The sequence below is a fragment of the Bradyrhizobium sp. C9 genome (genome assembly GCF_002532045.1).
GTDB lineage: Bacteria > Pseudomonadota > Alphaproteobacteria > Rhizobiales > Xanthobacteraceae > Bradyrhizobium.
In genome coordinates this window covers 16,059-42,775 of record NZ_NWTG01000025.1, presented here as the reverse complement: position 1 = coordinate 42,775, position 26,717 = coordinate 16,059, and the positions used below count along the sequence as shown (strand labels likewise).

Sequence of the window (26,717 nt, the reverse complement as noted above, 5' to 3'; positions counted from 1 at the left end):
AACATGACCAAGTCAGCCAAGGGCACGGCGCTCGTTACCGGTGCGTCGTCCGGAATCGGTGCCATCTATGCGGACCGGCTCGCACGGCGTGGCTACGATCTGATCCTCGTTGCACGTAACCGAGAGCGCCTCGACGGGCTCGCCAAGCGGCTCGCGACGGAGACAGGCCGATCGATCGAGATCGTCGCCGCCGACCTCAGCAAGCGTGCCGATGTGTCGCGGATCGAATCCATTCTGCGCAGCAACGAAGCCATCAGCGTGCTGGTGAACAACGCCGGCGTCGGCGCCACCGCGCCGCTGCTCGCATCCGATGTCGACAAGATGAGCGACATGATCGCGCTCAATGTCGACGCGTTGATGCGCCTCACCTATGCGGCGGTGCCGGGTTTCGTCGCTCGCGGCGGCGGCACGATCATCAACATCGCCTCGGTCGTCGGCGTCCAGCCGGAATTGCTCAACGGCGTCTACGGCGGCAGCAAGGCCTTCGTGCTGGCGCTGACCCACTCGCTGCAGCACGAGCTGAAGGACAAGAACATTCGCGTTCAGGCCGTGCTGCCGGGAGCCACCGCCACCGAGTTCTGGGACATCGCCGGCACGCCGGTCGCGCATCTGCCCGGCGAGATCGTGATGAAGGCCGAGGACATGGTGAACGCTGCGCTGGCCGGCCTCGACCAGGGCGAGGTCTTCACCGTGCCGTCGCTGCCGGAGGCTGCGGATTGGCACGCCTATGAGGCGGCTCGCCAGAAGCTGATGCCGAACCTGTCGCGCAGCACGCCCGCGGCGCGCTACGGGGTGATAGCGGCCTGACGCCCCTGCGATCATTGCGTCCCGCGCAGGCCGAGCGCCGGAGTGCGGGACGCAACCATTTGAGTTCCCGATTGTTAGTGCTGGGAATCTCAAGCGGGCAGGGCGAATGGCTGAAGACACCGGACTGACCACGGGAATTGCGCACCATGGCGCCGCGCGGCTGCCATCCGTCGACATCGACAGCTTCAACATCGAGCTGAAGGACGACGACGGCTTTCTCGGCGATCGCGCCTCCAAGGGCGCTTTCCGCAAGATCCTCGACCGCTGGCGCAAGCCGCGGCGCAAATCGGACGAGGACCCGTTCGGCGACGAGCCGTCGGACAAGATCAGCAAGAAGAAGCTCGACGAATTGCTGGTCGGCGACGACACCGAGGCCTCCGCGGTGGTGCACAGCGCGATCGAGGAGTTCGCCCAGGAGCTCGCCTATGTGACGCGGCGCTTCCTCGGCACCAAGGCCTGGGCCAGGACCGAGCGCATCGTGGTCGGCGGTGGCTTTCGCGACTCCAGGCTCGGCGAGCTCGCCATCGCGCGGACCGACATCATCCTGAAGTCGGAGGATTTCAAGGTCGACCTGGTGCCGATCCGCTTTCACCCCGACGATGCTGGGCTGATCGGCACGCTGCATCTGGCGCCGTCGTGGATCTTCGAGGCCCATGACGGCGTGCTCGCGGTCGATATCGGCGGCACCAACATCCGCTGCGGCGTGGTCGAGACGCGCTGGAAGAAGGCGCCTGATCTGTCCAAGGCGGCAGTCTGGAAATCCGAGCTGTGGCGCCACGCCGACGACGAGCCGACGCGCGAGGGCGCGGTGAAGCGGCTGGTGAAGATGCTGAAGGATCTGATCGCCGCCGCCGAGAAGGAGAACCTCAGGCTCGCGCCGTTCATTGGCATCTCCTGTCCCGGCGTCATTAAGGAGGACGGCTCGATCGAGAAGGGCGCACAGAATCTGCCGGGCAATTGGGAGAGCAGCAAATTCAACCTGCCGGCGAGCCTTGTCGAGGCGATCCCGCAGATCGGCGATCATGATACCGCGATCGTCATGCACAATGACGGCGTGGCGCAGGGACTGGCCGAGGTGCCGTTCATGCAGGATGTCGCGCGCTGGGGCGTGCTGACGATCGGGACCGGGCTCGGCAATGCCCGCTACACCAATCGCAAGAAGGACAACGGCAAGGACGACAAGAAGGCCGAGAAAAAGGACAAGGACGACGAGGACGACAAGGGCGAGAAAAAGGCCAGGAAAGCCAGGAAGGCCGATGCCTGAGACGATACGGGCGCAGCCGATCGCGCGGTAAGGTTGATCGGTTAGGTTAAGATCGGCTTCGCGTTGCCGTTTCGGCGCCGGCCGCTACCGTGATCCGTGTCGCTCCCGCCGACCGGCGAAGCCGCACTTCCCGGCCAGCAATATTGAGAAGCGGCACGGGACCGCCAGTTTTTGTCGCGTCCTGGCGGTCCCACCATTTTCTACTTCCAATTGATCCGCCGGAAGAAGCCGGCGATCTCGCTCGCCGCGCGGTCGGGGTCCTCGCGATGCGGGAAATGGCCGACATCGGGAAACATCTTCAGGTCCAGGTTCGAGAAGGTCTCGCTCAGCCGGTCGGTCCAGGCATAGGGAAACAGCGGGTCGTGCTCGGCCCAGCGGATGCAGGTCGGCACCGTGATCGGCGGCAGCGCGGGCGCCTCGCCCTGCATCATCTTCACGCGCCCCGCATGCGACGCGCGATAATGCGCGAAGCCGCCGGCGAGGTTGCCCGGCTTGTAGAAGTTGTCGGCGAAGTCCTCGATCACGTCGTCGAACGCGGCCTTGCGATGCGTCCAGTTGTGCAGGAAATGGCCGATATAAATGCGGCAGCTCTCCCTGGTGGCGCCGACCAGCGCGGGCGCCATCTCCATCTGGTGGAACGACTGGTACCAGATGTGGTTCAGCCGGTCGGGCGCCGCCATCCGCGGCCCGATGCCGGGATAGACGAAATCGAAGAAGAACAATCCGGCGATGCGCTCCGGCGCCTTGCGCGCAAGCGGCTGCATCACCGCGCCGCCGACGTCGTGGCCGACCACACCGGCCTTTTCGATTTGAAGCGCGTCCAGCAGCGCCAGCATGTCGTCGGTATGCTGATCGGGGCCAAACGGGCCTTGCGGTTTGTCGCTGTCGCCGAAGCCGCGCAGGTCGGGCGCGATCAGGGTGTAGCGGTCGGCCAGGCGCGCCATGACCGGCTTCCAGGTCAGCCAGAATTCCGGCCAGCCGTGCAACAGCAGCAGCGGCGGGCCGCTCCCGGTCCGCGCGAGGTGGAACGCCGCGCCATTGGCTCGAATCGTCACGTGCTCCATGGGGCCGCTCCTGCTTCTTCTGGCTCGCTTCCCGCCCAGCGAGCCAAAACTGTCCGCTAGCGCCTTGTTTCCGCGCACTTTCTCGGCGCACCCCCGGTGCCTCGCCGGGACGAAGCGCCGGTGGCGGAAATATTATTGCAGCGCCTTGTCTGTCCCGCCATCCTCGCCTAGAACACGCCCGACCGCGGGTGGTGCAAATCACCTGGGCCGCTGGAGAGGTGGCAGAGTGGTTGATTGTACCGCACTCGAAATGCGGCATAGGTGCAAGCCTATCGGGGGTTCGAATCCCCCCCTCTCCGCCACCCTTTCAGACCAGGGCGAAGGGTGTCTCCGAAGCTTCGGAGAAGCGTAGGGCCAACGCCCGCTGACATTCCAACGATCTCGACCGCTCGCCTGACGCTCCGTGCGCAGGTTGTCCATGACTTCCCCGCCTACCAGGCGTTCCTGGCTTCGTCCCGATCCGCCGGCTCCGGGTATTGGACGCGCTGGCGCTGACTCAACCCGAGATCGCCGCTACCCGTCCTCTGGACAGTGATGCAACCCGCCCTTCGCGGCCGTCCCTCGAGGGGGCGCCCTCGATGCCGAACGTTTTGGCAAGTCCTCTAACGCCAGCAGGCGTCACGACGAGCGCGCGGCTATCCCGGACATGCGCAACCCAATCGTGCGCGAGAGCGTGATGAAGAATGGCGGCGCCGAGCGCGCCGGCCAGATGCGGCCGGCGCTCGCTCCAGTCGAGACAGGGGCGACAGAACACGCGGCGCTTGGAGGCGAGGCGAAGATCAACGCCGAGCTCATCGAAGAATGACCGACCGGCATCGGTCAGTTGTCCGCCATCCTCGTCGAGCAGAATGAACGACCGTTGGACAAGCTGGTCGGCGATCGCGACGGCGATGCGGCCGGCCATGTGGTCATAGCACGTCCGCGCGTGTCGGAGCGTCTCTCCGCCGCGCCAGAGATCGCGCCGGGCCGGCCCTTCCTGGGCCACGACCATGAGGCCTTCCAGCACGCGCGCGACGTGCGGAGAGGCCAGGCGAAAATATCGGCGTCGGCCTCTCTTTGCGAGCGCGAGCAATCCGGCGTCGCTGAGTTTCGCAAGATGGCCACTCGCTGTCTGCGGCGCCACGCCAGACACATAGGCGAGCTCGGAGGCAGTCAACGTTCGACCATCCATCAGCGCGCTGAGCATGTTGGCGCGCGCCGGATCGCCGATGAGTGCCGCGACCTGGGCGATTTTGGGTCCCGTGTCCATGTCTTATTTTACGCCGACGAGGACGCAGCGCCAAGCACGAATACTTCGGTCGAGATCGTAGTGTTTATGCAAGACCGATTCAATCGCGGGACATAGGTTGTCTGGACACCACCAAGCCCAAGCGAAAGGCATCGCCGCGACGGGACGAAAGATCGTCTCGCGGATCCAAGCATTCGATTGGCATCGAATGACAATCGCAAAAACGGGCTGGTCTGAGCCGTCAAAATCTCACAGACAACCGAGTGTGATCAATGCAAGCAACTTCGCTCAATGCAAGGCAACCGCAACAAGCCGGCTCCGACAACACGCCATCCCGCTCGCCGTTCGCGGCGGCGCTGGCGCTTGCCGCCACGAGCCTCGGCCTCGGCGTCGTGCAGTTGGATATCACCATCGTCAATACCGCGCTGAGCAGCATCAGCACCTCGCTCCGCGGCAGCGTGGCCGAGCTGCAATGGGTGGTGACCGCCTATACCATCGCATTCGCTGCCTTCATTCTGACCGCCGGTGCGCTCGGTGATCGCCTCGGCGCCAAGCGGATATTCATCGGAGGCTTCGCAATCTTCACGTTGGCTTCGCTCGCCTGCGCATTGGCTCCGTCGGCGATGTTCCTGATCGTTGCTCGCTCCGTGCAGGGCCTGGCGGCAGCAATCCTGGTGCCGAACTCGCTGACGCTGCTCAATCACGCCTATACCGATCCGAAGGCGCGCGGCCGCGCGGTCGGCTTCTGGGCCGCGGGTGCGAGCGTCGCACTGACTGCGGGGCCGCTGGTTGGCGGCGCGCTGATCGCACTGGTCGGCTGGCGCGCGATCTTTCTCGTCAACTTGCCGATCGGCGCCGCCGGCCTCTGGCTCGCCTGGCGTTATGCCGAGGAGACGCCGCGGCTCGCGCAGCGCGAGATTGATCTGCCGGGACAGATCGCGGCGATTGCAACCCTCGGCACGCTGGCCGGCGCCCTGATCGAGGGTGGCGTACTGGGCTGGAGCCATCCGCTCGTCATCGCGGGCTTCGCGGTGGCGGCCGTCACCGGGCTCCTGTTCGTATGGCGCGAGGCGCGCACGCTGCAACCCATGCTGCCGCTGTCGCTGCTTCGCCATCGCATGTTCGCGCTGACCGCTCTGGTCGGGCTTCTCTTCAACATCGCCTTCTACGGCCTGATCTTCGTGCTCAGTCTCTACTTCCAGAACGTCAATGGCTGGTCGCCGTTCGCAACGGGCCTCGCCTTCGTACCCATGATGGCCATGGTGCTCCCCGCCAACCTGATCGCCGCGTCGGTCAGCGAGCGCCTTGGCGCGCCGCAAACCATTGCGCTGGCCTGTGTGATCACCGCCGTGGGCTGCGTTGCGCTGCTGCCGATGGCTTCAGGCACCAGCTACCGGGCGATCGGCGCTCAGCTCATCATCCTCGGCGGCGGGCTCGGCCTGCTCGTGCCGTGCTTGACCTCGACGCTGCTCGGCAGTGTCGAGAAGTCGCGATCCGGCATCGCCGCCGGTGTATTGAACGCGACGCGGCAGACCGGCAGCGTGCTTGGCGTTGCCCTGTTCGGCTCGCTGGTCGGAGCGAACAGCGCGTTCATGGCAGGCGCGCATGCCTCGCTCGTGATATCGGCCGCCGTGTTGCTCGCAGGGGCGGTCGCGATCGCGCAGGGCGGGGCAAAGGAGAGGCGATGAAGGAGAGTTGCAGGTCGAGCCCGTGTGGTGCCCGCATCAGGCATCAGGCACGTTGTGCAGCTTGTCGGGATTGCGGGTCACATAAACAGCGACGACCCGTTCGTTCTCGACATGCAGCGCTGTCGTTTGAACGAGGTCGTCCTCTATGGTGATGAAGCCCGGCAATCCGTTGATGATGGCGTAGCGGATCAAGCGTGAGGGATGCACGGCGAACAGGCGGGCGAGCCCCGCGAAACGCTCCATCGCGGCTTCAAGCCCAAGCAGTGGTCGCGTCGGCGCGGGGACCTGGCCACCACCATCGGCATAGACCACGACATCTTCGGCGAGCATCGCGCGCAACGCGGCGAGGTCGCCGGTGCGTGTGGCGGTGAAGAAAGCGTTTGCGAGCCGCAAGCCCTCTTCATTGCCGACAACGAATCTCGGCTTGGCAGCGTGGATATGGGCGCGTGCGCGGCTGGCAAGCTTGCGGCAGGTCGCAGCCTCGCGCCCGATCGTCTCGGATACGGCATCGAACTCCAATCCGAACACGTCATGCAGCAGGAAGGCCGCCCGTTCCAACGGCGACAAGCGCTCCAGCGCGATCATCAACGGCAGGGTCAGATCGTCGGCCGCTTCCTCTTCTTCGGGGTCGAAGAAGGGCTCGGGGAGCCACGGTCCGATATAGGTGACGCGCCGGCGCCGCGCGGATTTCAATTCGTTGAGGGATAATCGGGTGACGATGGTGTGCAGGAGGGCCTTGGGATCGCGCACCTGATCGCGATCGGCGGCGAGCCAGCGCAGCCAGGCGTCGTGCACGACATCTTCTGCGTCCGCGACCGAGCCGAGCATCCGATAGGCCAGCCGGATCAGGCGCGGACGCAGCTCGGCGAAGATTTCGGCCGCCGATGTTTCGGCTGCATCTTTCATGATGCCGCCCGAACGGCCGCTGCGGCCGCATCACGGCCGCGCGCAAACTGCTGTGCTGCCTTCGCCACCCGCTGTCCGAGGTGACGGGCGGTTGCGAGATCGGAGTCCGGCGGCGCGGTCTCCGGGCCCTCGTCGGTGTTCGATTGCGCGCCGGCGCCGAGCCAGAACCCCAGCCGGTTCGGATCGGCGTCCGATCCCGATGCGGAGTTGTTTCCGGGCGGCAGATCGAGATTGATCCAATGCATTCCATGCTGGGCGGCGAACAATGCGAGTTGGATCAGCGTGGAGAGCTTGTCGCCGGCGTGTGCTCCCGAATTGGTGAAGCCCGCCGCGAGCTTGTCCTTCCAGCGATAGCCCTTGGACATCACCGCGCCTGACGTTGCCTCCTGGAAAGCTTTGAAGGCCGCGGACGCCGCGCCCATGTAGGTCGGCGTGCCGAAGATCAAGGCTTCCGCATCCATCAGCCGATCCCAGTTCTGCTCAGCGCTTTCGACAGGCACCAGCAGCGCCTCCGCGCCCTCGACATTCGCAACGCCGGACCCGACGGCCTCCGCCTGGCGCCGGGTATGGCCGTAAGCGCTATGATAGACGATTGCGATCAGGGTGCGACCGCCTCCGGTTCCGATCGTGTGCATGGTGTCCTCTGCTGCTGGCATTGCAGAAGCTAGGACAAGGCAGCGCGTCGAAACGTGACATGGCGGCCGAAGTTTTGTCCGGGGGATATTGCGCCGATCGACCGCCACTCGGGCCGGGACGGCGCCTGCCGGCTACTGTGCATGGGGTTGTTTTCGATATTTTGGTGGGAGCCGCGGCGGCAAGACCCGATCGGGCATTTGCGGACGCTCGGCCACGCGCCGGTAACCTTAATTTTCCCTTTCGATTGTCAGTAAAATTTTATCGATTATCCTCGTGGTCATTGAGCGGCGTGACGAACCGCACGATGAGAGGCAACAGCCGAGTGGCTCGACGACCTCTTTGAAATCGAAGGGTGGGCAGAGCGCAGTGCCAGCCACCTTTCGGGCTGTCCGGCGGCGGCCGGCGGGGCAAATCCATTTTGAAGTGCATGTGATTGCCAGGTTGCGGCGCATATCGCGCCGCACGATGCTCCTCATTGGGATGTTCCAAGATGACATTCGCGCATTTTTTGATCGCGGTCGGCGGCGGCTTTTTGCTGCTGGCAGGCTTCGTCGCATTTGCCCTCTGGAGAAACGCGCTCCATTCGACCGCGCGGATTTAGCAACCGGCGAGATTGAGCTCCGACGGCCTTGCTCACGGGGACGAGCGAGGTCGGCGGAATGGCCGCACCGCCGCGCGGCCTGACAGCCGAGCACCGCGCCTATACCCTGCCCCTGGCGACGCGTGCTCGGCTGTTCATTTTCTGACCAGCCCTGGTCGGTTGACCTCTCCGCATCACCTCCACGAAGCGAGCTCGAACCTGCGGGTGATCGCGATGGCCTCGAGGAAGGTCTCGTCGTGGCTAACCACCAGCAGGGCGCCGTCATAGGCGCGCAGTCCCGCCTCGACCGCTTCCATCGATTCGATGTCGAGATGGTTGGTCGGCTCATCCAGGATCAGAAGCAGTGGCGGGCTCACGCCGCCCAGCACGCAGGCGAGGCCGGCGCGCAGCAACTGGCCGCCGCTGAGGCTCGCGACGCTCTGCAGGGCGGCATCGGCGCGAAACATGAAGCGCGCCAGCGCGGCGCGACAGGCGTTCTCGCTCGCATCCGGATTGATGTGCCGGAAATTGTCCAGGATGGAGGTTGAAGCATCGAGCAGGCTGACCGCCTGATCGAACATCGCAAAGCGGGTCATCACCTCGACGCTCCCGCGCGCCGCGGTCAGCTCGCCGCTGACGAGCTTGAGCAGCGTCGTCTTGCCGGCGCCGTTGGGACCTGTGATCGCGACGCGCTCCGGCCCTGACATCGAGAAGGTGAGATCACGCAGGATCGGCGCGTCGGCGCTGTAGCCGGCGTCGGCGGCCTCGATCCGCAGCACCATCCGGCCCGCAGGCAGATTGGTTGACGGCAGTTGCACCGAGAACGGTTGCAGCACCTCGATGCGCTGGCGCGCCGTGGTGGCCAATTCGAGCGCTTGCGTCCGCCGTCGCTCGGCGAGGCGTGCGTTCTCGCCGCCGGTGTCCTCGCTGCGATCCTTGCGCAGTCCGGCGGCAATGCGCGGCAGATCGCCCTTGGCGCGCTTCCTCGCGCCGGCGCCGTCCTTGCGCGCCTGCCGCTCAGACGTCTCCCTTGCCTTGCGGTCGATCTCGGCGACGCGCTTCTCGGCATCGGCCAGATCGTGTCGTGCTGCCGACAGCTCGACGGCCCTGCGCGCACGGTACTGGCTCCAATTGCCGCCATAGCGTCGGGCTTCCAGCGAGGTCAGTTCGACGATCGCATCCATCGTTTCCAGCAGTTCGCGGTCGTGGCTGACGATGACGGCGCCTTGCCGCCAGTCGGCGAGCAGGTCGATCACCGCCTGGCGTCCGGCGCGGTCGAGATTGTTGGTCGGTTCATCCAGCAGCAGAAAGTCAGGTTGCGCGAAGGTCAGCGCGGCGAGGCGCGCCCTGGTGGCCTGTCCGCCGGACAGTGTCACCAGCGGGGCTTCGAGCACATCGCTCAGCCCGACCCGCGCGAGCGCGGACGCGATGCGCGTATCGAGCGTCCAGTCGATATCCGCAAGCTCTTCAGTGCTCGCCAGGCCCTGTTCGGCCCGGCGCAATGCGGCCAGCGCACCGCGCGCGCCGAACAGATCGACGACGCATTCGTCCGGCTTCAGTTGAACCGTCTGATGCAGCATCGCGACGCGTCCCTGAACCGCGACCGTGCCGGATTGCGGCGTGCGCGTGCCTGCGATCAGGCCGAGCAGCGTCGTCTTGCCGACGCCGTTGCGGCCGACAAGGCCGGTCCGTTCAGGGCCAAAGTTGAGGTCGAGATTGGAGAGGAGAACCCGGCCGTCAGGCGCGGACAGGGTCAGATGGGAGAGCGTGATCGATGCAGGCATGGCAATGGATATCCCGGTGGGCAAGGCTGATGGGCGTTGCTGTCCGGATGAAATCCATGGCTGTCGGCATCCTCTCGAATTGATGATTGAAGTGATGTAACCGCGCATTGGGCCGGGATCAAGGCGCGAGGCGAACCGTCACGCCGCTTCGGCGAAGGTCCAGCGATCGGGATCCGGCGTGCGGCCGATCAAGGCGAGACCATAGGCGATCGATTCGAACTGGTCAGCCGAGGTCAGCCGCGCTTCGCCGAAGCGTTCGGCGAACAGGCGCTGCACGGCCGGCACGAACGAGGTGCCGCCGGTCAAAAACACCTTCTCCACGTCGCGCGCGGTGATGCCGGATTTGGCCAGCGCCTCGTCCACCGTCGCGCCCAGCCGCTCGATGTCGTCGGCGATCCAGGCTTCGAAATCGTCGCGGGTCACGGTCGCGCCGATATCGATGCCTTGGCGAGCGAAGCGGAACTCGACGCGGTCGCGGCTCGACAACGCGACCTTGGTGTCGGAGACGGCGCGGTACAGCGCAAAGCCGAGATCGTGATCGACGATGGTGATGAAGTCGTGCAGCGGCGCCGGATCGATCGCGGTGCGTGCGAGCTGCTGCAACTCGCGCAGATCGCCGTTGCCCCGCATCATCGCGAGCTGATGCCAGCGCGCGAGGCTCGAATAATAGTGATTGGGGATCGGCAGCACCTTGTCGAACGAGCGGTAGTTGGTGCCCTTGCCGAGCCGCGGCGAGACGATGTGGTCGACGATGCGGTAGTCGAAGGTGTCGCCGGCGATGCCAATGCCGGAATGTCCGAGCGGCTCGGCGCGCAGCACGCCGCCCTTGCGCGAGAAGCGCATGACTGAGAAGTCGCTGGTGCCGCCGCCGAAATCGGCGACCAGCACGGTGGCATCGTGATCGAGGCTGCGCGCAAAGGAGAACGCCGCGCCGACCGGCTCGTAGACGTAGCGCGCATGGCCGGCGCCGAGCCGCTCGAATGCGGCCCGGTAGCGCTGCATCGCGAGCTCGTCATTGGGATTGCCGCCGGCAAACTTCACCGGGCGGCCGACCATGATGGTCGGCGCGCCCAAGTCGAAGCCTTCGCCGGCATGGCGCGTCAGCGTGCGCAGGAACGCGGCGAGCAAATCCTCGAACTTGTAGCGTTGCCGGAAGATCTGGGTGGTGTTGAACGCCGAGCTCGCCGCAAACGTCTTGAACGACTGGATGAAGCGATGGATCGTGCGTCCCTCGAGGAACTGCTCGATCGCCCACGGACCGCCCTCGGCGCGCGGATGCAGCCCGGCGCCGGGCCGGTCCTCCCAGAAGCACAGCGCGGAGACATAGACGCTATGCGTGCGGCCGCCATGGTCGAATCGAACAGCCTCGACGCGGCCGTCGGCATCGGACAGCGCGACCACGGTGTTGCTGGTGCCAAAATCGACGCCAATCGAGACGGCGGGCGGGGCGCTCGTCATGTCATGCTCGGATTGTCTGTGAAAGGGGGCGGACCTTTAGCGGCTTTGGCCGGATTTGCCAACCCTTCCGGACGCCGCGGAACTCATTTGGAGTGCGACGTCTCATCACCACTGCGTCATATCCGGATGCTTGCCGCGTCCCGGTCGTGGCACTTGTCGCATCCCGGATTGATTTCAATCCTTCAACGCGTAGGCGATGACGTAGTCGCCGCGCTTGGTGCCGAACGAGCCGTGTCCGCCGGCCGCGGTGACGACATACTGCTTGCCGCCGGCCTCGTAGCTCATCGGCGTCGATTGCGCGCCGGCCGGCAGGCGATCTTCCCAGAGCACCTTGCCGTCGCGCACGTCATAGGCGCGGATCGTGTACTCATAGGTGCCGGTGTAGAACGCGACGCCGCCGGCGGTGGTGATCGGCCCGCCCAGCATCGGCACGCCCATCTTGAACGGAAGCGGCAGCGGCGTGGTGTCCCTGATCGTGCCGTTGGGATGCTGCCAGACGATCTTCATCGTCTTCAGATCAATGGCGGCCATCGAGCCCCATGGCGGCCGGTAGCACGGCACGGAGAGCGGCGAGAGGAAGCTCGAAATATCCACCCCGAACGGCGTGCCGTACATCGGTTGCGTCCCGACCTCGCTGCCGACCGGCTTCTCGGCGGTCGGCGCCGGCGGATTTTGCGGGCCGCGCGGAATCAGCCGTGATGCGAACGGCAACGACATCGGATTGGCGATCGCGATCTGCCTGACAGGATCGACCGCGATGCCTCCCCATTCGAACATGCCGAGATTGCCCGGGAAGACCAGCGTGCCCTGCAACGACGGCGGTGTGAACGTGCCCTCGTAGCGCAGCCGGTGGAACATGATCCGGCACAGCAGCTGGTCGAAGATCGTGCCGCCCCACATGTCGGCGCCGGTCAGCTTTGCCTCCGGCCGGAATGTCAGTTCGGAAAACGGCTGGGTCGGCGCGGAGCGGTCGCCGGGCGCGGGACCCTGCGGCACCGGACGTTCCGGCGCCGGCACGATCAATTCGCCGGTCCTGCGGTCGAGCACGAAGATGTTGCCCACCTTGGTCGGCTGGATGATGGCGGGAACGACGCCCTTGGCCGTCGTCACGTCGACCAGGCTCGGTTGCGACGGAACGTCCATATCCCAGAGATCGTGATGCACGGTCTGGTACGACCAGACACGCTTGCCGGTGTCGACATCAAGCGCGACGATGGAGCTGGAATAGCGTTCGACCAGCGCATCGCGATTGCCGCCCCAGATGTCCGGTCCGTTGTTGCCGGTCGGGATGTAGACGAGGTTCAATTTCGGATCGAACGAGGCCGTGATCCAGGAATTCGGTGAGCCGTTGGTGTAATGCCGCGTCGGCGACGGCAGCGCGTTCTCGTCGGCCGCGGCGGAGTCCCAGGCCCAGACCAGCTTGCCGGTGTAGACATCGAAGCCGCGGATCACGCCCGACGGCACTTCGACGGCGTAATTGTCGATCACCGCGGCGGCGACGACCAGGATCCTGTCACTGACGACCGGTGGTGAGGTCGGCTCGAAGAAGCCGGCAGTCTTGATCCCCATCCCCTGCTGCAGGTCGAGGACGCCGTGATCGGCAAAGCCGTCGCAGAGCTTGCCGCTGTCGGCATCGAGCGCGATCATGCGGCCGTCATTGACCGGCAGGAAGATCCGGCGTGGGCATTCGGCGGGCGCAGGACCGCCGCCAGAGTCGACGGCACCAGCCGCGGTCTCGTGATAGGAGACCCCGCGGCAGGTCATGTGCTGGAACGTCTTGTTGTGCACCAGCTTGGGGTCGTATCGCCAGCGCTCGGTGCCGGTCCCGGCGTCGAGCGCAAACAGCACCTGGTGCTGCGAACAGAGATAGAGCGTGTCGCGCACCTTGATCGGGGTGACCTCGAACGTGGTCTCGCCGGAATCCTCCGGTGTCTTCACGTCGCCGGTGCGGAAGGTCCAGGCGACCTTGAGCTTGCCGACATTGTCTGATGTGATTTGCTTCAGCGGCGAATAGCGCTGTCCGAATTGCGTGCGGCCATAGGCACGCCAATCGCCATCGGGTTGCGGATCGGCCTCGCTTTGCTGCACGGCGGAGCCAGACTCGGCGATCGTGCCGTTGATGTCGTGATAGCTGGACAGGAGGCCAACGACGAGAACGGCTGCCGCGGCCACGACGCCGACCCAGAGCGGCGCAGTGGCGCGTGCGTATGACACCGGCTCGTTTCGGACCAGCCCGCGAACCATCACCGGCGTCAGCAGCCAGAGCGCCATCGGGAAGATGATGTCGCCGCGCGCCGCAAGCGGCCACCAGTCGAAACGCACCTCGTAGACGGCCCATGCCAGCGTGCCGACCAGCACGATCGCAAACAGCCAGAGCGCGGACCGGTGCCGCGCCAGCAACAGCGCAGCCGTAGCGAGAATGCCGACGCCGATGACAATGTAAGAGATCGATCCACCGAGCGCGGCGAGCCAGATGCCGCCGCCCGCGAGGACCAGACCAATCAAGGCGTAGACGATACCCGTGATAAAGACGGCCCTGGATCGCTGCATGGCTGCACCAGTGCGGAAGAGGCACCGGGCTTGTCCTGCGCAAGCGCAACAGACCGCGTCCGCTTTCAAGAACTGTGGTTCAATCAACAGCAACTTGCAACCGGGAACTGCGACGTTGACGCAACACAAGCGTGCAAAGTTGCGATATTGATTCTCGCCGAAGCAGGATCGTTCAAACTGCGCGCACTTTGTTCAACAAGGAGCAACGCCAGGCGCCTGGCGCGGACGCAGAGGTGATGGACTTCAGCGAATCTTGACGCGGCGTGCTCTTCCAGTTCTGCAGCCAGCGCTGCTTTATATCGTTCCGCACATTTCATTGCAGATGCTAGGTTCGCAGGAGAAGCGCAAATGACACTGAACCCTACGGCCAGGAATTATCGTGTCGCGGTTGCAGCCTATGAGGCGGGCCGACCGAGCTACCCGGCGGAGATCGTCGCTGCGCTGCCGCTTGGGGACGCGCGTTGCGTCGTCGATCTCGGCGCCGGAACCGGCAAGTTCACGCGCCTGCTGCGTCTGCATTTGTCCGAGACGGCGCGCCTGGTCGCGATCGAGCCGGTCGCCGAGATGTCGGCGAAACTCGCGAACGAAGCCGGGATCGAGGTCATCAACACCCGCGCCGATGCGATCGGACTTGAAACCGGCTGCGTCGATCTCGTGACCTGCGCTCAGGCGTTCCACTGGTTCGACAACGAACCGTCGGTCGCCGAGATCGCGCGCCTGCTGCGCCCCGGCGGAACGCTGGCGCTGGTCTGGAACAACAGGGATGACCGCGCGCCGTGGGTCGACGCGTTGTCGGCCATGATCGAGAAATACGCGGGAGACACGCCCAGGCAACGCTCCGGGCACTGGCGCTGGATCCTGCAGGACTCTCGCTTCTTGCTCGAGAAGCAAATCGAGCAGGAGCATCCGCACCGGATGCCGCGCCAGGGCGTCTACGAGCGCGTCGTGTCGACGAGCTATGTCGCCAACCTTCCCGACGCGGAGAAGGCGGCTATCCGCGACAAGACCGACGCCATCCTGCGCGAGGCCGGCCTCGGTGACGCCGACGAAGTGGTGTTTCCCTATGTCACGCAGCTCTTTTTGCTGAAGCGGATCTAGCGCGTTTTCGAGGCCGCGCTATTGCGCGGCGCGTCCTTGCTCGACGGCCTGCTTCAGGCGCGGCAGCGCCATGCGCCAGCAGAACGCGACATGTTTCGCACCGGACTCGGCGCCGATTTCCCAACCGTTCCCGCGCCGAATTGGCGACGGCGGCACCTGCTGGGTGACGGTCAGCAACGTCTCGCCGCCGTCAGCCGCGAGCGTCATCGTGATCGTCGCATAGGACTGCGGAACATCGGGCAGGCCGGAGACCTGTGACCAATAGGAATATGCGAGCCGTGATGGCGGTTCGATGTGGAGGACGCGTCCTTTGTCGCGATAGCGCTTCGCGCCGATCTCCGCCTCGATCTCGACTGGTGCGCCGATCTGCCAATCGGTGCTGAAATGCGCGTTGCGCCATGCCTCGCCGGCGTTGGGGGCGATGATCGCATCCCATACCTGCTCCGGCTGCGCCGCAATGCGGATCGACTCGGTGACGGTCTGCAAGACCGGGGTTGCATTCGTCATCGCATGCTCACTTGCCGCCCACGATCTTCCATTTTCCATCCGCACCACGCCGCAGCGCCGGGTCGCCGATGCGGATGTGCTGCGCGAGAAAGTCGATGAAGGCGCGGACCCGCGCCGGCAGAGGGCCGGCGTGGCCGACATAGACCGCGTGGATGTCCTCGCGATCGCCGGGATTGAGATTCTGTAGCACCGGCACCAGACGCCCGGCCTCGATATCGGGGCCGATGTGGAACAACGCCAGCCGTGCCACGCCAATGCCGCCGAGCGTGAGCTGGCGCGCGGTCTCGCCGTCGCTGGCGCGGGCGACCGGCGGCGGCAGCGCTTCCTCGATCTTTTCGGCGCGACGGAACGGCCAGCCGCGGATGCTGCGCGGAAAGGTCCAGCCGATGCCGCGATGGGCGGCGAGGTCGGCCGGGGTCTTCGGCGTGCCGAAGCGCGCGAGATAGGAGGGAGCTGCGACCACCGCCATGCGGCTGGTGCCGAGCTTGCGCGCGATCAGCCGCGAGGCTCCGAGTGGGCCGGCGCGAATCGCGACGTCGGCGCGCGCCTGCATCAGATCGACCAGCGTATCGGTCAGCACGATGTCGAGCGTGACGTCGGGATGCTCGCGCATGAAGCGCGGCAGCAGCGGCATCACGTGCAGCATGCCGAACGGGATGTTGCTGTTCACGGTGAGATGGCCGCGCGGCACGCAGGAGGCGGCCTCGCGTTCGGCCTCGTCGATGTCGGCGAGGATGCGCTGGGCGCGCTGATAGAAGGCCTGGCCCTCCTCGGTCAGTTGCAGCTTGCGCGTGGTGCGGTTGACCAGCCGCGTGCCGAGCCGCGTCTCGAGCCGGGAGACCAGTTTGCTGACGCCGGACGGTGTCTGGCGCAGGCTGTTCGCAGCCGCCGTGAAGCCGCCGAGATCGACGACGCGGACGAACACGTCCATCTCGCCGGAGCGGTTGGTGTCTGTACGGGACATCTTGAATTCACGTCACAAATGATTGGATTGCGGCCATTCTAATCCTTCCGCGTCCGGACCGCTATCTCGCATTGCGGAATCATTCCCTCCGGAGCGACACATGCCTCTCGCAGTCCTTGCCTTGACCGCCGGCGCCTTTGGCATCGGCACCACCGAATTCCTCATCATGGGGCTGTTGCTGCAGGTCGCCGCCGATATGCAGGTATCCGTGTCCGCGGCGGGCCTGCTGATCTCCGGCTATGCGCTCGGCGTGTTCGTCGGCGCGCCGATCCTGACGCTCGCCACGCGCAAAGTGCCGCGCAAAGCGGTGCTGCTGGCGTTGATGGCGATCTTCACGCTCGGCAATGCCGCCTGCGCGCTGGCGCCGAACTACGAGCTCTTGATGGCGGCGCGCATCCTGACCTCGCTGGCGCACGGCACCTTCTTCGGTGTCGGCTCGGTGGTTGCGACGAGTCTTGTGCCCGAGGACAAGCGCGCATCGGCGATCGCCACGATGTTCATTGGTCTCACGGTCGCGACCCTGCTCGGCGTTCCCTTCGGCGCCTGGTTCGGCCTGATGCTTGGCTGGCGGGCGGCGTTCTGGGCGGTGGCTGTCATCGGCGTGGTCGCGTTCATCGTGCTCGCGGTGCTGGTCCCCGGTCATGTCGGCGCCAACGACAAGCCGGCGCCGTTGCGCGAGGAGCTGGCCGTGCTGGGCCGCCCGCAAGTCCTGCTCGGGCTTGCCATGACGGTGTTCGGCTTCGGCGGCCTGTTCGCGGTCTTCACCTATGTGCAACCGATCCTGACCCGGCTCACCGGATTTTCCGATGCTGCGGTGTCGCCGATCCTGCTGGTGTTCGGCGCCGGCCTTGCGATCGGCAATGTCGCGGGCGGACGGCTCGCCGACAAGGGACTGGCACGTGCGTTGCTGGTGTCGCTCGGTGGCCTTGCCGCCGTCCTCGTCGCGCTGGCGGCGGTGGTCTCGATCAAGGCGCTGGCAGTCGTGCTGCTGTTCGTGCTGGGTATCGCCTCATTTGCGACGGTCGCGCCGCTGCAGCTTCGCGTGCTCGAGGCCGCCGGCGTCGAAGGGCGAACGCTGGCGTCCAGCCTGAACATCGCAGCCTTCAATCTCGGCAACGCGCTCGGCGCCTGGGCCGGCGGCGTGACCATCGATCGTGGCCTTGGCCTCGGTACGCTGCCGCTGGTCGCCGCCGTCATCACCGCGATTGGACTGCTGCTTGCGCTGTGGAGCCTGCGCCTCGACCGGCCGGTCGTCCTCGCCACGCAGTGCCCGGCGGAATGAACGGCATCACAAGGAGCATGACCATGGAATATCGCAATCTCGGCGCCTCCGGACTGAAGGTCCCGGTGCTCAGCTTCGGCACCGGCACCTTCGGCGGCCAGGGACCCTTGTTCTCGGCCTGGGGCCGCAGCGACGCCAGCGAGGCGCGACGGCTGATCGACATCTGTCTAGAGGCCGGCGTCAATTTGTTCGACACCGCTGACGTCTATTCGAACGGCGCCTCGGAGGAGATCCTCGGCGCCGCGATCAAGGGCCGCCGCGACAAGGTCTTGATCTCGACCAAGACCGGCCTGCCGATGGGCGACGGTCCGCTCGATGCCGGCACGTCGCGCTATCGCCTCGTCGCTTCGGTCGATGCCGCGCTGAAACGGCTCAATACCGATTATATCGACCTCCTGCAGCTCCATGCCTTCGATGCCTTTACGCCGATCGACGAGGTGCTGTCGACGCTCGATGCGCTGGTGCGTGCCGGCAAGCTGCGCTATGTCGGCGCCTCGAATTTCTCCGGCTGGCACCTGATGAAATCGCTTGCCGTTGCCGAGCGGCACGGCTGGCCGCGCCATGTGGCGCACCAGGTCTACTACTCGCTGGTCGGCCGCGACTATGAATCCGAGCTGATGCCGCTCGCGCTCGACCAAGGCGTCGGCGCGCTGGTCTGGAGCCCGCTTGGCTGGGGCCGGCTCACCGGCAAGATCAGGCGTGGGCAGCCGTTGCCGAAGACCAGCCGTTTGCATGAGACCGCGCAGTTCGGGCCGGCGGTCGACGACGAGAGACTTTATTCGATCGTCGACGCGCTTGACGTCGTCGCCACGGAGACCGGGCGCAGCGTGCCGCAGGTCGCGATTGCGTGGCTGCTGACGCGGCCGAGTGTTTCGTCCGTGATAACAGGCGCGCGCGATGAGGCGCAGCTTCGCGACAATCTCGGCGCAGTCGGATGGTCGCTCTCGGCAGACCAGATCGCGCGTCTCGACAAGGCCAGCGCGGTGATGCCGGCCTATCCGTACTACCCCTACCGGATCCAGGACGGCTTTGCGCGGCTCAATCCGCCGCCTGTGTGAGCCGGCCGCGTGGCTGCCGGCATCGCGGCCTCACGCCTGCGCGGAATGTTCGCAGACCTGCCGGCGGTATTCCGCCGGCGTGACGTTCATGTGCTGCCGGAACACGCGATTGAGGTGGCTCTGATCGGCAAAGCCGCTCAGCAGCGCGATCTCCTTCAGCGCCACGCGGTCCTTGCGCAGATGCTGGCACGCGTGCTCCACCTTGCGTCGCAGGACATAGGCATGCGGCCGCGTGCCGTAATGCACGCGGAATTTGCGGGCGAACTGGATCGGCGTGCAGTTGCAGATGTTCGCCAGCTCCTCCAGCGTGATGTTCCGGAAGATGTTCTGCTCGATATAGTCCTCGATCAGTCGCGCATGCGCCGGGCGAAAGCGTCCTTGCGCGCACGGCATCTTGAACTCGATCGCGGCATATTTCCGCAGAATGTGCACGCTCGCCTGCAATGCCAGCGCGTCGTAGCAGAGGCGTCCGCCCGGACCGCCTGCTGCAACCTCCTGAACCATCTGATCGTTGATCCAGGTCAGCATCGGGTCTTCGGCCTTGAGCAAATCGTGCAGTTCGATCGCCTCGGCATCGCGGTCGAAGGCATCGCTCGCAGTCTTCATCATGAGCGCAGGGGCGATATAGAAATGGGTGACCTCGATGTCGTTCTTCCAGTGCCAGCTTGATGGCTCGGCGCGGGTCAATAGCGACGTGACGCCGCGACCGACGTGATCCTGCTTCCACGCGCCGGTGACGCGACGGTTCATCGACGTCACGCCGTCGCGATAGAGCACAAGCAGGAAGTTTTCCGACGGGGGAACCCAGATATCCGACGGCTGATAGCGGAAAATCCGCAGCCGGAAATCGTTCCTCCCGACTGAGGCGCTGTCCAGCTTCAGCTCACCGGGCGCATAGCGCGGCAGCTCCTCGACCGTGATCAATTGGCCCATCGCGCGAGCCTCCTCCGTGGAATCCGTGGCGCGGTTGACCGCTTGTTCTTGGCCGAATGTCTGAGCGCAGGATAGGCCGCTTTCGCGGTTTGCCAAGGCGACCAACGGCCGATGGCTCGATTGCGAGGCCGCATTCCAGAGATTGTCGGTTTCATCCAAGCCGCTCGGCCGCACGACCCGTAGCCTGCTCTGCGTCTCGGCGACAGCGGCCGAGACCCAATTGACGCAACGCACCATCACCCGGCGACGCGGCGGGCATGAGCGCGTGCGAAGCAGGACAACAGGAGGAAACGATGACCGAGACCGTCACAAGGTCGAATGGAAGCAATGGTGCGCATGCAACGACCAAGCTCGACGCCGTGGTCGTCGGCGCCGGCGTCGCCGGTCTCTATCAACTGTTCCGCCTGCGTGAGCAGGGACTGAGCGTGAAGGCGATCGATGCCGGGTCAAGCGTCGGTGGCACCTGGTACTGGAACCGCTACCCCGGCGCGCGCTTCGATTCCGAAGGCCACACCTATCAGTACCTGTTCTCCGAGGAACTCTACAAGGGTTGGAGCTGGAGCGAGCGGTTCCCCGGCCAGCCTGAAATCGAGCGCTGGCTGAACTACGTCGCCGACCGCCTCGATCTCAGGAAGGACATCCAGTTCGGCACCACGGTCAAGAGCGCGCATCTCAACGAGGCGACGCAGCGCTGGCTGGTGGCGACGGACAAAGGCGAGGTGATCGACGCCCAGTTCCTGGTCACCTGCTGCGGCATGCTCTCGGCGCCGCACGTGTCCTTCCCGGGACAGGAGACCTTCAAGGGCGAGCTGTTCCACACCGCGCGCTGGCCGAAGGGACCGATCGAGCTCGCGGGAAAGCGCGTCGGCGTGGTCGGCAACGGCGCGACCGGAATCCAGGTGATCCAGTCGATCGCCGGCGAGGTCGGTCATCTCAAGGTGTTCATCCGCACCCCGCAATACATCATCCCGATGAAGAACCCGAAATGGGACGCGGCGGATGCCGAGGCCTACAAGTCGAAGTTCAAGTTCCTGACCGAGCGGCTGCCGAAGACGTTCACCGGCTTCGAGTTCGACTTCGAGCACGCCTGGGCCGACCTGACGCCGCAGCAGCGCCGCCAGGTGATCGAGGATTGCTGGAATGACGGGTCGCTCAAGCTGTGGGTTTCGTCCTTTGCCGAATTGTTCTTCGACGAAGCCATCAACGCCGAGATCACCGAATTCGTGCGCGAAAAGATGCGCGAGCGGATCAAGGATCCCAAGCTGTGCGAACAGCTGATTCCGTCCGACTACGGTTTCGGCACGCACCGGGTGCCGCTGGAGAGCAATTTCCTCGAGGCCTTCCACCGGCCCAATGTCGAGATCGTCGGCGTCAAGAATAATCCGATCGCCCGCATCACGCCTGAAGGCATCCAGACCGCCGACGGCACGGTGCACGAATTCGACGTCATCATCCTTGCCACCGGCTTCGACGCCGGAACGGGAGCGTTGACGCGGATCGACATCCGCGGTCGCGAGGGGCGGTCGCTGAAGGACGATTGGGGTAGGGACATCCGCACCACGATGGGCTTGCAGGTCCATGGCTATCCGAACCTGTTCACGACCGCGGTGCCGCTCGCGCCATCGGCCGCGCTTTGCAACATGACCACCTGCCTGCAGCAGCAGGTCGAGTGGATCGCCGATTGCATCAAATATCTGCGCGGCAAGAACCTCAACGTCATCGAGCCGACCAGGGATACCGAGGATCAGTGGGTGGCGCACCATGACGAGACCGCCAACGCAACGCTGATCGCCAAGACCAACTCCTGGTACCTCGGCTCGAATGTCGAGGGCAAGCCGCGCCGGGTGCTGTCCTATTGCGGCGGCGTCGGCACCTATCGCCAGAAATGCGACGAGGTCGCCGCGAGCGGCTATCAGGGCTTTGCCATTCAGTAGCCCCTGATCGCGATCCGGCACCGCGGTCTTTGCGGACCGCGGCGTCACCCACGATCGATCACATCACAAGATAGAATATGGGAGGACGACAATGAGCATGAATTTTGGTGCGGCAGCAGATGCGATTCTCGACCGCGTCGTGACATCCAACCCGCGCGTTCCCGGCGTCGTTGCCATGGTGACCGACCGCCATCGCAACATCTACGAAGGCGCCGCCGGCAAGCGCCGTCTCGACCAGCCCGCGGACATGACGACCGACAGCGTGTTCGCCATCTTCTCGACCACCAAGGCGATCACAGGGACGGCCGTCCTGCAACTCGTCGAGGAAGGCAAGCTCGATCTCGACGCGCCGGCCAAGACCTATGCGCCCGATCTCGGCAAGCTCCAGGTCATCGAAGGCTTTGACGACAACGGCGAACCGCGGCTGCGCGCGCCGAAGCGCGACATCACCACACGCATGCTGATGGTCCACAGCGCGGGCCTCGGCTACGACTTCATCAATCACAACTACAATCGCCTCGCGCAGGAGAAGGGGCAGCCCAGCGTGATCACGGCGTCCAAGGCTTCGTTGATGACGCCGCTGCTGTTCGATCCCGGCGAGCGATGGGAGTACGGCACCAACATGGATTGGTGTGGCCAGATCGTCGAGGCGATCGCCGGCCGCCGGCTCGGCGAGGTCTTCAAGACGCGGATCTTCGAGCCGCTCGGAATCCAGGACACGGCATTTGAGCTCACCGACGCGATGCGCCGCCGGCTCGCCGGCATTCACGCCCGCAACGCCGACGGCTCGCTCACGCCGATGGATTTCGAGTTGCCGCCTAACCCGGAGATCCACATGGGCGGCCACGGACTCTACGGCACCATCGGCGACTATATGCGCTTCATCCGGATGTGGCTGAACGACGGCGCCGGCGAGCATGGCCGGGTCTTGAAAGCCGAAACCGTGCGGATGGCGGAGAAGAACCATCTCGGCAACAACAAGGTCACCGCCATTACCGGCGTGATCACCTCGCTCGCCAACGACGCCGAGTTCTTCCCCGGCCAGTCGAAATCATGGGCGCTCAGCTTCATGATCAATGACGAGCAGGCGCCGACCGGCCGCCCCGCCGGCGCGCTCGGCTGGGCCGGCCTCGCCAACCTGTTCTACTGGATCGATCGCCAGAACGGTTTCGGCGGATTCTGGGCGACGCAGATCCTGCCGTTTGGTGATCCGACATCGTTCATCGGCTACATCAATTTCGAGACCGCGTTCTACGAGGCCCTGAAGCTGCGCAAGGCGGGCTAATCCTTCGGAAACACCATGCGCATGCAGGTGCCGCCGGACGGGGCCTGATCGACCTCGATCCGGCCGCCGTGCAGACGCATGATGCTCTGCACCAGATCGAGGCCGAGGCCGGCGCCACGCCCGCCCGGCTGCAGCCGGCGGAACGGCTCCAAAATCTGCTCGCGCTGGTCGGGCGGAATGCCGTCGCCGTCGTCGCTGACCTCGATCTGGCCGGCTGTCGCCACCCGAACCAGGATCGTGCCGCGCCGTTGCCCGTGGTCGACGGCGTTCTGCACGAGATTGGTGAGCGCCCGTTCGAGCGAGGTCTGGTCGCCGGTCACCATGACGGTCTCGCCATCATGCTCGAACGACATCTCATATCCGGCCGCGAAAGCCAGCGGCGCGAGGTCGAGCACGACCTGCCGCGCGATGCCGACGAGATTGACGGGGCCGAACGTGTCGGCGCGCTGATCGAGCCGTTGCAGGTCCAGCAGCTGGCCGGCCATCACGCTGAGGCGGGTCGCATCCTCGAGCAGATGGGTCTTCTCCGGTCCGGCCTCCAGCGAAGCGACCCGTGTCGAGAGGATAGCGATCGGCGTGCGCAGCTCGTGCGCGGCATCGGCGAGGAAGCGGCGGTGGCGCTCATAACCCTTGTCGAGGCGGTCGAGCGCGGCATTGATGGCCTTGACCAGCGGGGTGATCTCGATCGGGACCTCGTCGAGCGGCAACTGCGCGCCGCGCTGGTCGATGTCGATGCGCTCGGCCTGCGCCGCCACCTGCGCAAGGCCCTTCATGGCCCGGCGCACCACGAACGGGGTCGCGACCAGCGTCGCCAGCGTCATCAGCACGACGATCGGCAGGATCATGTTGAGGAACAGCAGCGGCGTGCTCTCCAGCGCGCGCCACATCGAGAGCTCGCCGTAGGTGCCGGTCAGGATCTGGATCCGTCCTGCAGAGGTGTCGACCCATTTGACGAGACCCGCCGGCCGCGCGGCTTCCGCTGGATTCCATTTGAGCCGCGCCTCGCTCACGCGATCGAGGCTTGCTGCGATCGGCGCGAATTGCGCGGGCACCGCGCCTTCAGCGAGCTGGTGTCCCTCGGTGTCGCGGATGATAAACCAGAGATCAGCGTGCTCGGCGCGCAGGGCGGCCAGCTCCGGCGTTTGGCGCAGCGTCAGTCCGCCCGCTTCATCGCGCGTGACGGCGTCGCGCAGCGTATCGAGCGTGCTGCCTTCGTACTCGCCGATCAGGAGCCCCGCCCGCAGCAGCCCGATCACCGCGGCTCCGATCAGCAGGATCAGGAGGGTCAGCGTAACGGCTTGCAGGCCCGCGAGGCGCCCGACCAGGCGCCAGGTGAGGGATCGCGGTCGCAGCACGCTCACGGTGTCTCCCGCAGCACATAGCCGAGGCCGCGAACGCCGTTGATGGTGACGCCGGCGTCGGCCTCGGCGAGCCTGCGGCGCAAACGCGACACATGGGAGTCCAGCGCGTTGGGCTGCACCTCGTCGTCGAGGCCATAGACCGCCTCCATCAGCGCGGAGCGCTGCACCATGCGTCCCATCCGATGCAGCAGTGCCTCGAGCACCAGCCGCTCGCGACGCGGCATCTCCAGCGGGCGTCCCTCGACGCTGGCCTCGCGATGGGCGAAGTCGAACGACAGGCGGCCGATCCGGGCGGCATCCTGCTGCACATTGGCGGGCCGGCGCAGCAGCGCGCGCAACCGTGCCAGCAGCTCCTCGAACGCAAACGGTTTGCCGAGATAATCGTCCGCGCCGCTGTCGAGACCCGAGATCCGGTCTGCGAGCTCGCCGCGGGCGGTCAGCACCAGCACCGGCACGGTGTTGCCGCTCGCGCGCAATTTCGGAATCAGCGACAGCCCGTCGCCGTCAGGCAGCTGGCGATCCAGCACGATCGCATCATAGCTTCCTGCTGTGGCAATCGCCTCGGCTTCCAGAAGATCCGGCGCGTGATCGACCAGCATGTCATGGCGTGCGAGTGCCGCACGTAGCGCCGCGACCATGTCCGGCTGGTCCTCCACCAACAGCACCCGCATTTCGTTGTCTGCCTCAGTTCATCGCTCGATTTGCCGGTTTTATGTCCGCTTCATTGCGGCAACCTTGCGGCTTGCTCATTCTGAATACGTCGCAGCGTGAAAAATCGCACGCGCGCGGATTCACGACAGGCTTGCGCAAGCTTCGCATGAGACAGAGACGTGCATCGGGGCGATCGAATCGTCCCAACACCGACCGGCACTGCTCAACCGACGGGAGCCTACCACACATGATGGTGGGTACCCGCAATGCGAAAGACACGCGAATGCCCTTGTCAACGAACTTCCGCCGAGGCATCGGCCAGGCGCATATCGTGCGGGAGCTCCAGCATGTCGGCCGCTGACATCCTGCCGTTCGTCCGCGCCTGGGTGCGTAATCCGTTGCGTGTCGCCGCGGTCGCGCCGTCGGGGCCGGCAATCTCGTCGCTCATGACGCAGGAGATCACCGCGGATACCGGCCCCGTGCTCGAGCTCGGCCCCGGCACCGGCGTCTTCACCCGCGCTTTGCTGAAGCGTGGCGTGAGGCAGCAGGATCTGACGCTGGTGGAGTATGGCTCCGAGTTCATCCCGCTGCTGCAGCGACGCTTCCCTGGCGCGCGGGTGCTCTGGATGGACGCGGCCTGGCTGCGCAGGGACCGTCTGTTCGACGGGGCGCCGGTCGGCGCGATCGTGAGCGGCCTCGGGCTTCTCATCATGCCGCCGGAGAAAGTCACAACCATCCTGCACGGTGCCTTCGGCTATCTCCGCGCCGGCGGGGCGTTCTACCAGATCACCTATGGTCCGCGTTGTCCGGTCGCAGACGCGATCCTGGATCGCCTCGATCTGCAGGCGAGCTGCATCGGGCAGACGTTCCTCAACCTGCCGCCGGCGTCCGTGTACCGGATCAGCCGCCGCCACACCTACGCTTGATCGAGGCGCCATGGACACGTCGAGCACGATCGCGATGTTTCTGCACTTCGGCCTGGTGGGAGTTGGCTGCCTCGCCGTCGCCGAGAAGTTCATTCCGCTGTTGCCTTCTTACGTGCTGCTGATGCTGCTCGGCTTGACGGTCTCCGACGGCTCGATGCTCGCGATGACCATCCTCGCGACCAGCGTCGGGTCTGTCGTCGGTGCCATCGGCTGGTATGGGCTCGGGCGCGCGCTCGGCTCGCGGCGCATCGAGGGGCTGGTGGCGCGCTATGGCAAGTTCGTGTTGCTGCGGCCCTCGCTCTACCGACAGCTCACCGACGCCTATCGCGGCAATCATTTCTGGGTGACGCTGATCGGTCAGACCCTGCCCACCGTGCGGATCTACCTCGCGCTCCCGGCCGGTGTGTTGCACCTGGAGCCGCGCGCCTTCGTGATGGCGACGGCGATCGGTACCGTGATCTGGAATATGCCGTTCCTCACGCTCGGCTATGTCCTGCGCGGCGGCGGCCACGATCCCATCAGCCTCGGCTTCTGGGTGGTGGTCATCCTGATTGCCGTGGAGGTCGCGCTCTTCCTCGGATTTCGCTTCTACAAGCGCTCGCTCGCGCCGCAGCCTTTGGCGAAGGTGCGCGCGGTGCCCTCACGCTTGCCGGTGGAGGAAGGCGTATGAGAACCCTGCTGTCCCGCCTGCGGCCGGGCTCGGATACGCTCGAGCGTGCCGCCGCGACCCTGCTGGTCCTCGCCGCGAGCTAT

General features: G+C 65.5%; 22 protein-coding genes and 1 tRNA gene. 11 read left to right on the top strand and 12 right to left on the bottom strand.

Translation table 11 applies throughout. The features are described from left to right. Positions 1–3 precede the first annotated feature (3 nt). Together CO675_RS32715 and CO675_RS32710 are read left to right on the top strand one after the other, a co-directional pair. Positions 4–807, top strand: coding sequence for an SDR family NAD(P)-dependent oxidoreductase (locus tag CO675_RS32715; protein WP_097675888.1), 804 nt, complete (start codon positions 4–6; stop codon positions 805–807). 106 nt (positions 808–913) lie between these two features. Continuing rightward, positions 914–2,071, top strand: coding sequence for an ROK family protein (locus tag CO675_RS32710; RefSeq protein ID WP_097675887.1), 1,158 nt, complete (start codon positions 914–916; stop codon positions 2,069–2,071). Positions 2,072–2,271: 200 nt separating this feature from the next. On the opposite strand, the gene CO675_RS32705 is transcribed toward CO675_RS32710, so the two are convergent. Continuing rightward, positions 2,272–3,135, bottom strand: coding sequence for an alpha/beta fold hydrolase (locus tag CO675_RS32705; protein WP_097675886.1), 864 nt, complete (start codon positions 3,133–3,135; stop codon positions 2,272–2,274). Between the two features lie 212 nt (positions 3,136–3,347). On the opposite strand from CO675_RS32705, the gene CO675_RS32700 reads away from it, so the two are divergent. Continuing rightward, a tRNA-Ser gene (locus CO675_RS32700) sits at positions 3,348–3,437 on the top strand. Positions 3,438–3,631: 194 nt separating this feature from the next. On the opposite strand, the gene CO675_RS32695 is transcribed toward CO675_RS32700, so the two are convergent. Further along, complete coding sequence (locus tag CO675_RS32695; protein ID WP_097675885.1) at positions 3,632–4,384, bottom strand: ArsR/SmtB family transcription factor; 753 nt, start codon at positions 4,382–4,384, stop codon at positions 3,632–3,634. A gap of 251 nt (positions 4,385–4,635) precedes the next feature. Here CO675_RS32695 and CO675_RS32690 point away from each other — a divergent pair, with 251 nt between their 5' ends. Next, complete coding sequence (locus tag CO675_RS32690) at positions 4,636–6,051, top strand: MFS transporter (protein ID WP_097675884.1); 1,416 nt, start codon at positions 4,636–4,638, stop codon at positions 6,049–6,051. Between the two features lie 36 nt (positions 6,052–6,087). On the opposite strand, the gene CO675_RS32685 is transcribed toward CO675_RS32690, so the two are convergent. The 5 genes from CO675_RS32685 to CO675_RS32665 all read right to left on the bottom strand — a co-directional run bounded on the left by CO675_RS32685 (position 6,088) and on the right by CO675_RS32665 (position 13,965). Beyond that, positions 6,088–6,957 (bottom strand): sigma-70 family RNA polymerase sigma factor, encoded by an 870-nt coding sequence (locus CO675_RS32685; protein WP_097675883.1) that lies wholly within the window; start codon positions 6,955–6,957, stop codon positions 6,088–6,090. Then, complete coding sequence (locus CO675_RS32680; RefSeq protein WP_097675882.1) at positions 6,954–7,592, bottom strand: flavodoxin family protein; 639 nt, start codon at positions 7,590–7,592, stop codon at positions 6,954–6,956. The genes CO675_RS32685 and CO675_RS32680 overlap by 4 nt, the downstream gene beginning before the upstream one ends. Before the next feature lie 775 nt (positions 7,593–8,367). Beyond that, positions 8,368–9,957 carry an ABC-F family ATP-binding cassette domain-containing protein gene (locus CO675_RS32675; protein WP_097675881.1) on the bottom strand — a complete coding sequence of 530 codons (1,590 nt, stop codon included), beginning with the start codon at positions 9,955–9,957 and terminating at the stop codon, positions 8,368–8,370. Positions 9,958–10,095: 138 nt separating this feature from the next. Beyond that, on the bottom strand, positions 10,096–11,415 hold the full coding sequence (locus CO675_RS32670) for an Hsp70 family protein (protein WP_097675880.1): 1,320 nt from the start codon (positions 11,413–11,415) through the stop codon (positions 10,096–10,098). A 174-nt stretch (positions 11,416–11,589) separates the two neighbouring features. Next, positions 11,590–13,965, bottom strand: coding sequence for a glucose/quinate/shikimate family membrane-bound PQQ-dependent dehydrogenase (locus CO675_RS32665; protein WP_097675879.1), 2,376 nt, complete (start codon positions 13,963–13,965; stop codon positions 11,590–11,592). Positions 13,966–14,313: 348 nt separating this feature from the next. Here CO675_RS32665 and CO675_RS32660 point away from each other — a divergent pair, with 348 nt between their 5' ends. Continuing rightward, entirely contained in the window at positions 14,314–15,063 is a 750-nt protein-coding gene (locus tag CO675_RS32660) for a class I SAM-dependent methyltransferase (RefSeq protein WP_097675878.1), read from the top strand. An 18-nt stretch (positions 15,064–15,081) separates the two neighbouring features. Here the strand turns inward: CO675_RS32660 and CO675_RS32655 are convergent, their stop codons facing one another. Together CO675_RS32655 and CO675_RS32650 are read right to left on the bottom strand one after the other, a co-directional pair. Then, complete coding sequence (locus CO675_RS32655) at positions 15,082–15,549, bottom strand: SRPBCC family protein (protein WP_245453027.1); 468 nt, start codon at positions 15,547–15,549, stop codon at positions 15,082–15,084. Positions 15,550–15,577: 28 nt separating this feature from the next. Next, positions 15,578–16,534 (bottom strand): LysR family transcriptional regulator, encoded by a 957-nt coding sequence (locus CO675_RS32650; RefSeq protein ID WP_097675876.1) that lies wholly within the window; start codon positions 16,532–16,534, stop codon positions 15,578–15,580. A gap of 100 nt (positions 16,535–16,634) precedes the next feature. Here CO675_RS32650 and CO675_RS32645 point away from each other — a divergent pair, with 100 nt between their 5' ends. Then, a complete protein-coding gene (locus CO675_RS32645; protein WP_097675875.1) occupies positions 16,635–17,816 on the top strand; it encodes an MFS transporter in 1,182 nt (393 codons plus the stop codon). Positions 17,817–17,839: 23 nt separating this feature from the next. Continuing rightward, the gene (locus CO675_RS32640; protein ID WP_097675874.1) at positions 17,840–18,874 is read left to right on the top strand and encodes an aldo/keto reductase; all 1,035 of its coding nucleotides are present in this window, start codon (positions 17,840–17,842) and stop codon (positions 18,872–18,874) included. Between the two features lie 30 nt (positions 18,875–18,904). Here the strand turns inward: CO675_RS32640 and CO675_RS32635 are convergent, their stop codons facing one another. Then, positions 18,905–19,807: a helix-turn-helix transcriptional regulator gene (locus CO675_RS32635; protein WP_097675962.1), complete on the bottom strand. Its 903-nt coding sequence runs from the start codon at positions 19,805–19,807 to the stop codon at positions 18,905–18,907. Between the two features lie 293 nt (positions 19,808–20,100). On the opposite strand from CO675_RS32635, the gene CO675_RS32630 reads away from it, so the two are divergent. Beyond that, the gene (locus CO675_RS32630; protein WP_097675960.1) at positions 20,101–21,741 is read left to right on the top strand and encodes a flavin-containing monooxygenase; all 1,641 of its coding nucleotides are present in this window, start codon (positions 20,101–20,103) and stop codon (positions 21,739–21,741) included. A 91-nt stretch (positions 21,742–21,832) separates the two neighbouring features. Next, a complete protein-coding gene (acmB, locus tag CO675_RS32625; protein ID WP_097675873.1) occupies positions 21,833–23,026 on the top strand; it encodes a methyl acetate hydrolase AcmB in 1,194 nt (397 codons plus the stop codon). Here the strand turns inward: acmB and CO675_RS32620 are convergent. Both CO675_RS32620 and CO675_RS32615 read right to left on the bottom strand, forming a co-directional pair. Next, a complete protein-coding gene (locus tag CO675_RS32620) occupies positions 23,023–24,378 on the bottom strand; it encodes a sensor histidine kinase (protein ID WP_097675958.1) in 1,356 nt (451 codons plus the stop codon). The two genes, acmB and CO675_RS32620, sit on opposite strands and share 4 nt — an antisense overlap. A gap of 5 nt (positions 24,379–24,383) precedes the next feature. Beyond that, positions 24,384–25,058 carry a response regulator transcription factor gene (locus tag CO675_RS32615; RefSeq protein ID WP_097675872.1) on the bottom strand — a complete coding sequence of 225 codons (675 nt, stop codon included), beginning with the start codon at positions 25,056–25,058 and terminating at the stop codon, positions 24,384–24,386. 327 nt (positions 25,059–25,385) lie between these two features. Here CO675_RS32615 and CO675_RS32610 point away from each other — a divergent pair, with 327 nt between their 5' ends. After that, the gene (locus CO675_RS32610) at positions 25,386–25,964 is read left to right on the top strand and encodes a class I SAM-dependent methyltransferase (protein WP_097675871.1); all 579 of its coding nucleotides are present in this window, start codon (positions 25,386–25,388) and stop codon (positions 25,962–25,964) included. Between the two features lie 10 nt (positions 25,965–25,974). Continuing rightward, the gene (locus CO675_RS32605; protein ID WP_097675870.1) at positions 25,975–26,634 is read left to right on the top strand and encodes a DedA family protein; all 660 of its coding nucleotides are present in this window, start codon (positions 25,975–25,977) and stop codon (positions 26,632–26,634) included. Positions 26,635–26,717 lie beyond the last annotated feature (83 nt).